Consider the following 12,493-nt stretch of genomic DNA (forward strand, 5'->3'; position numbering starts at 1 on the left):
GTTCGGGTATTCCCGACCGTTGGCTTCAACGCTCACGACCGCGCCTCTTAAGCGAAGCCGCTTGAAGTGATTTGGGACCTACTCCTGAAAGTCGATCCCGAGGGGCCTACCCTCATCGCTGCCACAGCTTGTGCACACAGATTTTCAGATCATCTCGATCATCCTTTCCGTGTGCTTCTGCAGCACACTGTCATCGCCATGCAGTCGCTCGGCGGAGAGGACGTGACGCTCGATCAGCCCATAAAGCGGCTGCAGGGCCGCCGCACAGGCGCCGACCTGGTCAGCCAGTGTCGACAGGCTCAGAACGATACCCTCCCGGGCGTAGCGCTCGCTCTGTCGGTTCAAGGGCTGATGCTGGCCAAACTTCTCGAGCAGGATCATTGCCAGCAGGTTCGGCCCGGCAAAGCCGCGCGGCGTCACGTGGAAGGGCGCTGGCGGCTGGGTGATCGTCTCGCAGTTCCGGCACGAGAACTTCTCGCGAACCGTCTGGATCACCTTCCACTGCCGGGGAACGACCTCCAGCGTCTCGGTGATGTCTTCGCCCAGCTTTGATAGCTTCGATGAGCCGCAGCAAGGGCAGCTCTGCGGTGCGGCGACTACGACACGCTCGCGCGGCAAATGGTCGGGGAACGGTTGGCGCGACGGCCGCTTGCGCTCGAAAGATCTGACGGTCTGTGTCTTGGCCGCCGCCCTCTCGGCCGCCAGTTCGTCTTCGGTTGCGGTGGCTTCCAATTCTTCGAGCTCAAGCTCCATCTGCTCTAGGAACCGTGCCTTGCGCTCCGAGCGGCTGCCATAAATCTGGCGACGCAGCTTCTCGATCTCGAGCTTGAGATAACTGATCAGGGCCTCGGCCGCCTTCGCGTCGGCAGGCTTCCGCTTTGGCGCTCGCCGCGACCGCTTCCGCTTGAAGACGCGCGGCGCGCTCCGCGAGGATCATCGCATGCGCGGCGGCAAGATCGGTGGGGAGCGATTCAAATGTGGTCACGATGATGATGGAATCACATCCATCACGATCCGCAAGCCCAAAGCCTCATCCCACCGATGTCGGCCGCCACGTCTCTCGTGGGTGCCGCCAGTCGATCCCGGACAAGAGATAGCCGAGCTGCGCCGACGAGATCGTCACCACACCTTCCGCCGGGCTCGGCCAGATGAAGCGCCCTCGCTCCAGGCGCTTCGTGAACAGACAGGCGCCCTGGCCGTCATGCCAGATGACCTTCAAAAGATTGCCCCGGCGACCGCGGAAGCAAAACAGGTGGCCGCCAAGCGGGTCGCGATGCAGGATCTCCTGAACCTGCAACGCAAGCGACGGAAAGCCCTTCCGCATGTCGGTATGGCCGGTCGCGAGCCACACCCGCACGCCGGCAGGCAACGGGATCATCGTGGCCGTCCATCAGTCAGCGCCGCCACGACTGCGCTCAGCGTCGCCGCGTCAACCGCGCCCTTGATCCGCATCCGAGCCCCGGCCGCGAACTCAATCTCGATCGCACCGCAGCTTCCGGAGGGCGCCGTCAACGGTTGCAGGTCTGGCGCAATGGAGACTGCCGCAAAACCGACTTCGCCATCCTGTCGCGGCATCGGCTCAGGCCCGCAAGCGAGGACGCCCCTGCGAGCCTGCCGCCGCCAAGCCGTAACCAGATTGCGGTGAACGTCATGTCGCCGAGCAACCTCGACAACACTGGCACCAGGCGCCAGACTTTCCTCCACGATCCGAAGCTTCTCGGCACTCGTCCACCGCCGTCGCCGCTCTGGACCGGACAGAACCGTAACCGTCGTCACGTTTGCTCATTTGCTTGCCAATTAATGAGCAAACCATCTCACGCTCGAACCCGATCCGGGAAGGCGGCCTCCACCGGAGGCTTACCTAAGAACGGGTGGCATATAGTTTGCTCCACCAGTGAGGTCACGATCTACAAAACGAAGTTTGTGAGGACAGCATGCTCGGAATTGGAAGTCAGTTGCCGCCATTCGACATCACAGGCGTGAAGCCCGGTTTTCAAGCGCACGAAGAAGAGGGGCAGAGTGCATTTGAGACGCTGACCGAAACGAGCTTTTCGGAAAAATGGAAGATCATCTTCTTTTACCCCAAGGACTTTACATTCGTCTGTCCGACAGAGATCGCTGAATTTGCCAGCCTTTCCAAGGAATTCGCTGACCGGGATGCGGTTGTACTGGGTGGTTCGACTGACAACGAGTTCTGCAAGCTTGCTTGGCGGCGTTCGCATGTCGACCTGCACAATCTACCAATCTGGCAGTTTGCCGATACAAAGGGAACGCTCGTCGATGGCCTTGGCGTGCGTTCACCCGAAGGGGTCGCCTATCGTTGCACCTTCATTGTTGACCCCCAAAATACGATCCAGCACGTTTATGCGACCAATCTCAGCGTGGGGCGCAGTCCTAAGGACACGCTCCGCGTTCTGGACGCGCTGCAAACCGGCGAGCTCTGTCCCTGCAACCGCGAAATCGGCGGCGAAACCTTGAAAGTTGCTTGAGCCAGCATGTCGTGGATCGAACAAATAAGGATTCCCGATTTCGCGAAGGATGTCCGGCTTAACGTGATCTCCGTGGTGACCGATGAGACGTTTTCGCTGCAGAGAAAATACGGGCTGCTGCTGGCGCCGTGATGACCTCTGTAGAGATCGCCGCAGCGAAAGCCGCCGCCACTGTGGAGGCGATGAACAACGTCTACTACCGCTTCGCTCACCTTGTTTCCGACCCGGAATACAAGGCGATGCCGCCACGGCTACGTATGGACGTGATCGGCAATCACGGGGTGGACAAGACAGATTTCGAGCTGTGGTCGCTTGCTGTGTCCGTCATAAATGGTTGCGGTGTCTGCATTGATGCCCATGAGAAGACACTGAGGGCCGCGGGCGTTGATTCCAGAGAGATACACACCGCCGTGCGTTTTGCTGCGATCACGCAGTCAGTGGCGGTCGCTATCGAGGCCGCTGGGTCCGCCCCCGCTCAGGCGAGAGGCTGATTTCTACTCTGCCATTCGATCAACGCAGTTGGGGCGCCACGCAGTGGCACCACAACGAGGCCTTTGCGGCTCTCGTACGAGCTGCACGACGGGTCACGTCGGCAAGTCATGTTGCGCAGCGTCCTCATGAAGAGCGTCGTGGTCGAATTCCCGCCGTCCCGCATATGACACGCAATGCGCCACGGATAGGATGAGTTCCCACGCCTCGCCTCGGTCGCCCGGCGGCCTTCGTTCACCATCACCCAAACTTGAACAGCACACCATACCCGCCGCGCGGATGGCTCCATTGGATGTCCCCGGTCGGCTCAGCGATAACGCGACAGGTACCGCACTCGATGCAGCCGTCCACCGCTACCTCGACCTGGCCGCCGTCGTTGAGCTCGTAGCACCGCGCGGGGCAGACTTTCAAAAGTGAAAGTAGCTGCGGCGATGGCGTTGTGTGCGCACGGACCTTGACGTGAGGGTTTCCGACGTCGACAAGATAGCGGTTGTAATACAGCTTGTCTTCGACGCGCACCGCGGGTTCGGAACTCATGCTTTAGCCTTCCATTGTTGGACTTCACACTGTTGCGGTCAGCGCCAAGCCCGCGCAAGACGACAAGCATCCCCAAACAGACCTGACCATGACCGCGCCTTGACAAAGGATTTCAGGCTAGCTTTCTCCTTTTCAGCCTTGGGCGTACCATCGACGCGCACAAAGTTCTGCATCGCCTTGGAGATGAGCTGCGGATAGGTGAGAAAGAAGTTCTGGGAGTGAGTATGCATTAGGGGCGGCAAATCCTTGTACTTCTTCAGATCTTTGATGACGAACGAATCGTCCAGCATCTTCTTGTAAATTGACAGATTTGTTGCACTCATCGGTTCGCCGCGTGATTTAACCAGACCGATCGCTTCCGCGGCGATACGGCCGGAGGTCATCGCGAGATTGGAGCCCTCACGATGAATGGCATTGTTTAGTTGGGCTGCATCGCCCACTACGACCCAGCCTTCCCCAAAAAGCTGCGGGATCGACTTGTAACCGCCTTCAGGGATGAGATGCGCCGAATATTCCTTGACTTCGGACCCTGCTAACAGGGGCGCCACAGAGGGATGCCTCTTGAATTGATCGAGCAGTCCGTACGGCGTTTGGCCAGTGCGCTGGAAGTCGGCGACAAGACAACCGATGCCAAGCGAAATGCACTCTTTATTGGCGTAGATGAAACCCATCCCGGTCATGCCACGAGAAATGGTGCCGGCCGCCTCGATCACGACGCCTTCATCGCCCCTGAGATTGAAGCGCGCCTCGATAGTCTCGCGAGGCAGGAAATGCATTTCCTTAACCGCGAGCGCAACGTTGTCGGCTGTCGGGCGCGCGCGTAGGCCTGCACGTGTGCCGAGCAGGCCATTGACCCCTTCGGCCAGGACGACGACGTCGGCATGTATTTCGCCGTCTCTGCGATCTGTACGAACACCGACGATCCTTTCACGATCGTCCCGTACGAGCTCGGTGACGGTGGTCTCGCACAGCACGATCGCACCAGCTTCACGCACCTTGGAAGAAAACCATTTGTCAAACTGAGCGCGTATGATCGTATAGCGGTTCGGCCGCTCCTCGTTGAAGTCCTCCGAACGGTAGTGCATGCCGACATGGGAGCGGTCGTCCATCATCCAGAACCGCTGTTCGATCAGGTGGCGTTCGAGCGGCGCCTCCTCTCGAAACTCGGGGATCAGCTTTTCCATCATATCGGCATATAGGATGGCGCCCTGCACATTCTTCGATCCGGGATATTCGCCCCGCTCGAGCTGCAGCACCTTCATGCCGCGTTTGGCCATCGTCAATGCCGCCGCATTTCCGGCCATACCGGCTCCGACCACGATCGCATCGAATTTCTCTTCAATCATCCTCATCTCCTCTAGACCGCGATCCGGGCGCGCGACTCTGGCAAAAGCCGCGCGCGGAATGCAGCCGTCAGCGTAGGTAGCAATTGAATGGCATCACTGACGATCGCGAGATGGGCGAAGTCGAAGATCGGAGCGTTCTTGTCAGTATTGATAGCGACGATCAGATCCGCGCCCTCGACGCCAACCCGGTGCTGGATCGCACCGGAAATGCCCGCGGCAATATAGAGCTTCGGCCGGATGGTTTTGCCTGTCTGGCCGATCTGCCGGTCAGACGTAACCCACCCTTTTTGCACGAGAGGACGCGAGCAGCCATATTCGGCGCCAAGCAGATTTGCGAGCTCGCGCACCAACCGAAAGTTCTCAGGCGATCCTAGCCCTAGGCCGCCCGCAACCACGACATCGGCATAGGCCAGATTGGACGTTTGTGCATCGCGGTCGGGCAGAAATGACAATACTTTTGTGACGATATCGTCTTCGAAAAGGCCGAGCGGATGAACGACGATACGAGCGGCATCGCGGTCGACACGCTCAGGCATCGGCATGACCCGCGGGCGGACGGTGGCCATCTGCGGACGATAATTTAGCGTGTAGATCGTGCAGAGCAGCGAGCCGCCAAAGGTCGGACGCGTCGCCGCAAGCGAACCATCGGCGTCCACGTCCAGCGCGGTGCAGTCGGCAGTGAGCCCCGTCGACAGGGTCGTGGCCACAGAACCTGCGAGATCGCGACCGAGCGTCGTCGCACCCAACAGCAGGATCTCGGGCTTGTACGTGTTGACGAGTTCGGTTAGCGCCTTGGTATAGGATTCGTTACGGTAATCCGACAAAACATTGTCGCTCACGAGATAGGCCAGATCGGCGCCATAGCAAAAGGCTTCAAGCGCGGCGTTACGTGTGTGCTGCCCCTCCGGACCGATAACCACAGCGGCAAGATTCACTTTTAGCCTGTCGGCAAGGCCGCGCCCTGCACCCATAAGCTCCCAGGAAACGGGATGCACCTGACCACGCTCAAGCTCGACGAAGACCCAGACGTGCTTGTACGACTTAAAGCGCTCCGGCAGCTCTTTTTTGGCTGCTGCGCGGCCGGCAGCCGCTGGCATGGCCGTTCTGCTGACGTTGCTCATAGTTTCAAATTCCTCCTCAACGATAGGGGCGCCGGCGCCACGGGTTGCTTTTTCGCTTCGTCAACTGAAGATCACTTTCGGTTAGCAAGTGGCTGGCTGCTCTGCCCCGCCTGCGTGTTCGGACCGGCCGCACAACAACACAGGTCGTCGCAATAGACGCACCCGTCCGGCTGGATTTGCAGAGGTCTTCCAAACTCGACCGTTACCCGTCGGGTTCGACGAGCGCCACCGCGGCTCGCCAGGGCGCTGTGGTGATTCTAACCGATCGCTTCGGCGCCTGAGTGGGCGAGTTCGTACGCTGCGCAGTACCTGCGACCCAGTTCGGCCCAACGACTCCACATTGGCGGTGCAAACGAGGGCGATCCTGGCAACACTTCTGTCACGCAATCCATCCCGGCCATCAAACGAAAGCACTCCGTATGGGCCGAACCTGGCGCTCTTCGTGGCACCGTTCCCATCCGCCATGAGATGGGCACAAATCTGAGCGGGATCGGCGACCGATTTGATGCAGATGATGTTGTGCATACGGAGTGCAGGAGTAACGCGAAGCGAAGACTTATCCATTGACCAGCATCTCACCGACGTTACGGAGCTTTGATCGCGTCAAAACCGGTTTCGAGGGGAGCTAACGCGATTATGCGCCTCGAAATGGTAGCGCAGGTCTCAGCAGGTAGTAAAAACAGCATCATAGGTCCTCCTTCAAACTCATCGCGGTCGACTGCCATCTGTCGGCACCGCTGGCAGGACAACAGCAAGTGTCGTACCAGTTGCAAAGACCATTGAAAGCCAGTCGGAAGTAATGGCCTGCGACACAATTCAAACAACCCCTGATACCGTCGACACGACCAGTCCAGACATGGGTCGGGAATACGACAGCCGCCGCTCCGGTGATGGCTGCAGATAGTTGAGCACAAAGAGATGGCCCCAATATCGGATTGCCTCGGCGCCGGCCGGTCGTAATTCGCTTTACAGTGAAACGCTAAATCACTTCAACTCGCTCGACGGGACAAAGGCCCCGGCCTTCTTACGGTCCGCGACGGCATCCTTCAAAACCTTGAACACTCGCTGATCGATCGGTGACGATGCCACAAAATCTGCATAGGCTTGCTCCAGCATCGCCTTGCACCTCGCTCTGATTTCCGGCTCTTCGGCGCCAGTAAATTGCTCTTCGGTAAAATATTGTCCCATGCGCTTTAAGATGTGAAGGCGTGCGACATTTACGATCTTGGGGTCGTAATCGACGCCAAGCAGCGAGAAAAAATCCTCTGCCGACGAGGCCTTGCTGAGCCGATCCAGGATACCGGCTGGCGTGGGTGAGCTGATCATCGAAAATTCTCCTTCGGCTTAGCTCTGGACGGTCAATGAGATGGGGTGGCGCCTGTTGACTTCTGCCGTCCTGCCTCGCACAGCTGGTCCGCATCGCCACAGCCTGAGTCCCGAAAGCGGCGGTCTCAACTTCGCTGCCCAGATCGGCAGGTCCGCCGGTGACGAAGCCAGTCCCGATGAAGATCCGGGATCAATGGCCAAACCACGATCTAGGTTGACGCTCGTCAGGAGGTCGTCGGACTGCAAATCAGCCGCGCGAGAAGATGCCGATTGGCGGTCCGGGGACGGCGCGTCGTTGGGTAGGAGATCACAGCTTGTATGGCGGAACGGGAAGTAAGATCTGGAGGTGAGATCGCGCAAGGGGATCTGACGTGCGAAAGCTGGACGCCGCTCGCGCCATCAGCGACATCGGACACTGTCCTTGCAGCGCGTCGGTTTGCGAAGAGTCGACGCAAACGTTGCTGGACACGGCTTTTCACGCGGGGTAGGTTGCCAAGCATCCGCACACGTCGCGCCAGAATCGCCGCCACGGTTTCGCGCTCGACCGGCAGCTTGTGCTCGATGGCATATTTGCGGACTTGCGACAGGATCTGCCTGGCTTGATCGTCGCTGGCGACGAGCTGCAGTTCATCGAGTAACGCGGTGATCGCCGCAAGTCCGGAATGCTTGCCGAACACAAAGCGGTTGCAGCGGCCAAGCAAAGCGGGATCAAGCGATTGATAGGTGCACTGATCCTTCAAAAGGCCAGCGACATGAATCCCGGATTCGTGCGTAAATACATGCTGTCCGACGATCGCCTTGTTCATAGGAATCGCACGTGCGGCCGCGGCTGCTACCACCGTGGCGACGTTCTCGAGCTCCGGGAGTATGATGCCGGTCTCGCGCCCGTAGAGCTGCTTGAGTGCGACCGCGATTTCCTCGAGCGGTGCATTTCCGGCCCGCTCGCCCAGCCCGATGACGGTCACTGAGGCGTGGCTCGCGCCAGCCCTGATGGCGGAGAGCGTGTTCGCGGTTGCGAGTCCTAGATCATCGTGACCGTGAAATTCGAGTTCGAGATCAGTAGTCGCACGCAAATTTCCGACCAGCGCGTAGGTTGCGTCGGGATCGAGCATACTGAGCGTATCTGCAATACGAAAGCGACGCGCGCCCGCGGCTTTTGCAGTCGCCATCAGTCTAATGAGAAAATCAATGTCGGCGCGGGAGGAGTCCTCACCACCGACGGCGATCTCAAGTCCGCGCTCACAGGCATAGCCTACCACTCGCTTCACCCGTTCTAGCGCCATGTCGCGATGACCACCTAGCTTGGCCGCGATCTGGACATCGGAGGTCGGGATCGACATGTTGATCATGGACACCTTTGCTTCGATCGCCGCGTCGACATCAGATTCCCGCATCCGGCACCAGCCTATGGTGGTCAGCGGAGGATCTGCTTCGACAATGGCGCGGATGGCGGCGATCTCCTCGTTGCCCATCGCCGGCGTTCCCGCCTCGATCTCCGTGACTCCGGCCCGCGCCAGCGCCTGCGCGATCCCCAGCTTTTCCTCTGTGGTGAACGCAACGCCAGGTGCCTGCTCGCCGTCGCGCAATGTCGTGTCGTTGAGCACGGTGGGCCTCGCGCGCACCTGGTCGGACCAAGACGATTTGGCGGCGGTGCTGGCGGCGATCACGCGAGAGCTCCTCATTCTTTGACCTACCTACGCTTCAGCAACCAGCATGCCAGCCTGCCGTCCCGGCCAACCCATTGACGACTCTACCGCTTCCGCCCTCGACCTTCTTGAGCAAATGATTGTCGCAAATGCGACAGGTCATGACGCGGACGCATTGCCTGTTGGAACGTTAGCAATTGCGGCTCGCCAGGATGTGAGATTGTTGCGGAGCACTTGGGGGCCGCCGCGGCCTTGAACACATGGTCACTCGCTGGCATGGAAACGGCATCAGCCGCGCTCTCAACGTCGCGCGCGGCTTACCAAATCCGGCGAGGCCTTCTCGGATGACTGGGCGATAGCGGCCCCTTGTGGCACTTCAGATGGCCGGTGGCCGGCAACCACCGGCCGAGCCGCCTGCAACAGAAAATCGGGCCGGCGCTCGGCCATCCGGCTCTCACCGCTTTCTTCACCGAAGCAGATGTTGAAGTCGTGACATTGATTGCACACGGGTGTTGTGCACATCACGAGGCCTTCATTCTCACAAAGCATGCGGTAGAAGAAGCGCTTCCAGCGCATATTGTTGAAATTGCGCGCGGCGAGCGGCGCGAAATGACGGCTCAGCAGCCGAGAGAGTTCGCCGCGATTGCGCAAGCCGAGAGCTTCCCACAGATGGCCCGGCTCAATGGCGCGGCGCGCGATCATCGCAGCCAGCCAGTGGCCGATATCCCCTTCCGTCGATCGTTGCTTGAGCAAGAGATCGCGCAGCATTGCGATCTCGTCGTCCTCTTCGCACTTGAAGGCCGAAAGCTGCTTCGCGAGGTTAATCTCAAGCGTGGGAAAGTACTGCTCCAGCAAGGCCACCAGTTCAAGGCCGGACAGGCCCGCCTTCTCGGTAAGGGAGCCACCATCCATTGTGGCAGCCGCCAGGATAGACGCCAGGACATGGCGATCGAGATTGCTGTCAATGGTAATATCGGCATCTGCAGGAGACACACCGGTGAGCATGCGGTAGGTTGCAATTCCCCTGTGCATCTGGCTGTTGATATCAACGGCACAAGCAGCCAGCGACGGAAGGAAGTGCGCTTCGGACATAATTTTGCGGGTCTCCACAATGGTCAGGTTTGCGTGCCGCATCCTGGTTTTGATCAGGGTCGCTCGTCAGATTGCCGGCCTCCCGGCATGGGCCGTGAGGGAGACCGGCATCCGTCGCGCGCCTTTACAAGGCCGCGACTCGCGACCTTTACGAGGCCGCGAGTTCAGCGGCAGTCTTGCCGATGATGGATTCGTCCACGGGCTTCATAATGCCATGCTCCATCAGCATGTCCTCGAGCTCATCCATGGAGATCGGGGTCGGGATGATGCCTTTGCCGCCATTATTGTGAACCTTGGTCGCAAGATTGCGATAGTGATCGGCCTGCTTGGAATCGGGTGCATATTCTAGCACCGTCATGCGGCGCAACTCGGCATGCTGCACCACGTTGTCGCGTGGCACGAAGTAGATCAGCTGAGTGCCTAGCTTCTTGGCCAACGCTTCCGCCAGTTCCAGCTCCTTGTCGGTCTGCCGCTCGTTGCAGATCAGACCGCCCAGCCGCACTCCGCCAGAGTTCGCGTATTTCAGGATGCCCTTGGAAATGTTGTTCGCGGCATACATCGCCATCATCTCACCGGACATCACGATATAGATTTCCTGCGCCTTGTTCTCGCGGATTGGCATCGCAAAGCCGCCGCAAACGACGTCGCCAAGCACGTCGTACGAAACATAGTCGATGTTCTCGTAGGCGCCGTTCTCTTCCAGAAAATTGATCGAGGTGATGACACCGCGGCCGGCACAGCCGACACCCGGCTCGGGACCACCGGACTCCACGCAACGAATGTCCTTGTAGCCGACCTTCATTACGTCCTCGAGTTCTAGGTCCTCCACGCTGCCTGCGCTCGCGGCAAGGCTCAAAATCGTGTCTTGCGCCTTCGCGTGCAGAATCAGGCGGGTCGAGTCCGCCTTCGGATCGCACCCTACAATCAGGATTTTCTGGCCCATCTCGGCTAGCGCCGCCAGCGTGTTCTGCGAAGTGGTGGACTTGCCGATGCCGCCTTTGCCGTAGAACGCGATTTGTCTTAGTGAAGACATGTTGCTCTCCATCAACCAATTTGCCAAAAGTTACGCGCTTCTTGTGCGAGCTTGGTTCTCTCACAGAAGCGAGGGCACACGGGTTCAAGGGAAGGAGCGCATCGCTCGCCTTCGGCGTCGGCGTGCACTCAGCCCTCACTCAGTGTTGCTGCAGCTCATTAGCAACAGCCGTGCCAGCGCCTGACTCCATACATTAAGCCTCTGATTATGCTTACAAAGGCCAACCAGCCGGCGCGTGATCGTTGGTTATTTTGGATGTGACGGGATCTGCGCGGCTGTCGGAAAACAAACAAACAACCACAAACATCAACGCCAAAAGCCGGAATCACGGGATCTATTCCGATCTCTCCAGTTGTGGAACGGAACTTGCTGTTCCTCTCACAGGCCGAGCGATTTCGGGAGAATGAATATGCCGGACGGGCTCGAAACCTGGCGGACCAGCGGCGAGTGTTGCAAATGCGATACGGCGCTTGGTGCGCAGATATCGGAGTTGACCGGCAAGAACTTCGAATGGGCTCGCGGCAGCGGCTTGCCACACATTCAGCTCAGCATCCATACATAGGTATGCCGTGACGACAATCATCGTTTATCAGAAGCCCGGCTGCGCCAATAACGCGCGTCAGATTCAAGCGCTCAAGTCCGCCGGCCACCACGTGGTGGTGCAAGACATCTTGAAGCAGCCATGGCACGCGGACGAATTGCGCAGCTTCTTCCGCAATATGCCCGTTAACTCCTGGTTCAACCGAGCCGCGCCCCGTATCAAGTCAGGCGAAGTCAATCCCGATTCTATCGACGCGGCAAGCGCACTCGCATTGATGGTAGGGGATCCGCTCCTGATACGGCGACCGCTGGTCGACGTAGACGGGACACGAAGTGCCGGACTCGATCGTGAGCCAGTGCTGTCGCTGCTTGGCGGCAAGACGCAAGATAATCTCGAGGTATGCTTGCACGAAGCACACCGCACGCCCTGCCGGCAGACGTGAAGACGCTGAGCGTCTCTGCCAGCCATAAAGCGAGGCAAAATGGCATTCTTCACTTTTGGCTTGCTTCACGCAAAGTAACCGCGGAAACCTCCGCCGAGACGGCCCGAGCGAGTGATTGCTCGTAGCGGGGCATCGCCGGTATTGCACTGGAATGCCGCGCTTGCCGCTTTGTAACGTGTGAGAGACGTAGCCGCATTTGCTACCTTTATCACGCGCGACCTCCGCCGCCCGCATTGAATCGGAGCGCCACGCCGAGAGGCAGATTCTTCAAAGGATTTGTTTAGATTGACTACTAGGTTGAAACACGATCAGAACAGAACACGTTTCGCGGCCGTGATCCTAATGCAACTTAGCGGGACAATTGTGCTAACCGTCGCTTCGATTTTGATTGGTATCAAATACTACTCCGTTCCTCATGTGTGACAGAGATC

Annotated in this window: 10 protein-coding genes and 3 pseudogenes; 3 read left to right on the top strand and 10 right to left on the bottom strand. The window is 59.0% G+C overall.

Features of this window, described 5'->3' with window-relative positions:
• Positions 1 to 180 precede the first annotated feature (180 nt).
• The 3 genes and pseudogenes from tnpC to tnpA all read right to left on the bottom strand — a co-directional run.
• Positions 181 to 937: pseudogene (gene tnpC, locus ACM43_RS01495) on the bottom strand (IS66 family transposase); the annotation flags it as partial.
• 93 nt (positions 938 to 1,030) lie between these two features.
• On the bottom strand, positions 1,031 to 1,378 hold the full coding sequence (tnpB, locus tag ACM43_RS01500) for an IS66 family insertion sequence element accessory protein TnpB (protein WP_074448545.1): 348 nt from the start codon (positions 1,376 to 1,378) through the stop codon (positions 1,031 to 1,033).
• Entirely contained in the window at positions 1,375 to 1,776 is a 402-nt protein-coding gene (gene tnpA / locus ACM43_RS01505) for an IS66-like element accessory protein TnpA (protein ID WP_271537633.1), read from the bottom strand. The genes tnpB and tnpA overlap by 4 nt, the downstream gene beginning before the upstream one ends.
• Before the next feature lie 158 nt (positions 1,777 to 1,934).
• On the opposite strand from tnpA, the gene ACM43_RS01510 reads away from it, so the two are divergent.
• Positions 1,935 to 2,489, top strand: a complete 555-nt coding sequence (locus tag ACM43_RS01510; protein WP_036031991.1) for a peroxiredoxin — start codon at positions 1,935 to 1,937, stop codon at positions 2,487 to 2,489.
• Positions 2,490 to 2,495: 6 nt separating this feature from the next.
• Positions 2,496 to 2,980 (top strand): annotated as a pseudogene (locus tag ACM43_RS01515) (carboxymuconolactone decarboxylase family protein).
• A 238-nt stretch (positions 2,981 to 3,218) separates the two neighbouring features.
• Here ACM43_RS01515 and ACM43_RS01520 read toward each other — a convergent pair.
• The 7 genes and pseudogenes from ACM43_RS01520 to nifH form a co-directional block, all read right to left on the bottom strand.
• Positions 3,219 to 3,515 (bottom strand): ferredoxin family protein, encoded by a 297-nt coding sequence (locus tag ACM43_RS01520; RefSeq protein ID WP_036014950.1) that lies wholly within the window; start codon positions 3,513 to 3,515, stop codon positions 3,219 to 3,221.
• A gap of 38 nt (positions 3,516 to 3,553) precedes the next feature.
• Positions 3,554 to 4,861, bottom strand: a complete 1,308-nt coding sequence (locus ACM43_RS01525) for an FAD-dependent oxidoreductase (protein ID WP_036014868.1) — start codon at positions 4,859 to 4,861, stop codon at positions 3,554 to 3,556.
• An 11-nt stretch (positions 4,862 to 4,872) separates the two neighbouring features.
• Positions 4,873 to 5,982: an electron transfer flavoprotein subunit alpha/FixB family protein gene (locus ACM43_RS01530; RefSeq protein ID WP_074448543.1), complete on the bottom strand. Its 1,110-nt coding sequence runs from the start codon at positions 5,980 to 5,982 to the stop codon at positions 4,873 to 4,875.
• 984 nt (positions 5,983 to 6,966) lie between these two features.
• Positions 6,967 to 7,308 (bottom strand): nitrogenase stabilizing/protective protein NifW, encoded by a 342-nt coding sequence (gene nifW, locus ACM43_RS01535; protein ID WP_036031998.1) that lies wholly within the window; start codon positions 7,306 to 7,308, stop codon positions 6,967 to 6,969.
• Positions 7,309 to 7,783: 475 nt separating this feature from the next.
• Positions 7,784 to 8,990: pseudogene (gene nifV / locus ACM43_RS01540) on the bottom strand (homocitrate synthase).
• Positions 8,991 to 9,254: 264 nt separating this feature from the next.
• Positions 9,255 to 10,046, bottom strand: coding sequence for a nitrogen fixation protein NifQ (locus ACM43_RS01545; protein WP_271537638.1), 792 nt, complete (start codon positions 10,044 to 10,046; stop codon positions 9,255 to 9,257).
• Between the two features lie 148 nt (positions 10,047 to 10,194).
• Positions 10,195 to 11,079, bottom strand: coding sequence for a nitrogenase iron protein (gene nifH / locus ACM43_RS01550; protein WP_027571409.1), 885 nt, complete (start codon positions 11,077 to 11,079; stop codon positions 10,195 to 10,197).
• Positions 11,080 to 11,648: 569 nt separating this feature from the next.
• Between nifH and ACM43_RS01555 the strand changes: the two genes are divergently transcribed.
• A complete protein-coding gene (locus ACM43_RS01555; protein WP_036032000.1) occupies positions 11,649 to 12,062 on the top strand; it encodes an ArsC/Spx/MgsR family protein in 414 nt (137 codons plus the stop codon).
• The last annotated feature ends 431 nt before the right edge of the window (positions 12,063 to 12,493 follow it).

It is taken from the genome of Bradyrhizobium sp. CCBAU 45321, from assembly GCF_028128975.1.
GTDB classification, from domain to species: Bacteria; Pseudomonadota; Alphaproteobacteria; order Rhizobiales; family Xanthobacteraceae; genus Bradyrhizobium; species Bradyrhizobium yuanmingense.

Coding starts and splice junctions, on each gene's coding strand:
- nifW (WP_036031998.1), bottom strand. CDS start 7,308: ATGATCAGCTCACCCACGCCAGCCGGTATCCTGGATCGGCTCAGCAAG.
- nifH (WP_027571409.1), bottom strand. CDS start 11,079: ATGTCTTCACTAAGACAAATCGCGTTCTACGGCAAAGGCGGCATCGGC.
- ACM43_RS01530 (WP_074448543.1), bottom strand. CDS start 5,982: ATGAGCAACGTCAGCAGAACGGCCATGCCAGCGGCTGCCGGCCGCGCA.
- ACM43_RS01525 (WP_036014868.1), bottom strand. CDS start 4,861: ATGATTGAAGAGAAATTCGATGCGATCGTGGTCGGAGCCGGTATGGCC.
- tnpB (WP_074448545.1), bottom strand. CDS start 1,378: ATGATCCCGTTGCCTGCCGGCGTGCGGGTGTGGCTCGCGACCGGCCAT.
- ACM43_RS01520 (WP_036014950.1), bottom strand. CDS start 3,515: ATGAGTTCCGAACCCGCGGTGCGCGTCGAAGACAAGCTGTATTACAAC.
- ACM43_RS01510 (WP_036031991.1), top strand. CDS start 1,935: ATGCTCGGAATTGGAAGTCAGTTGCCGCCATTCGACATCACAGGCGTG.
- ACM43_RS01545 (WP_271537638.1), bottom strand. CDS start 10,046: ATGTCCGAAGCGCACTTCCTTCCGTCGCTGGCTGCTTGTGCCGTTGAT.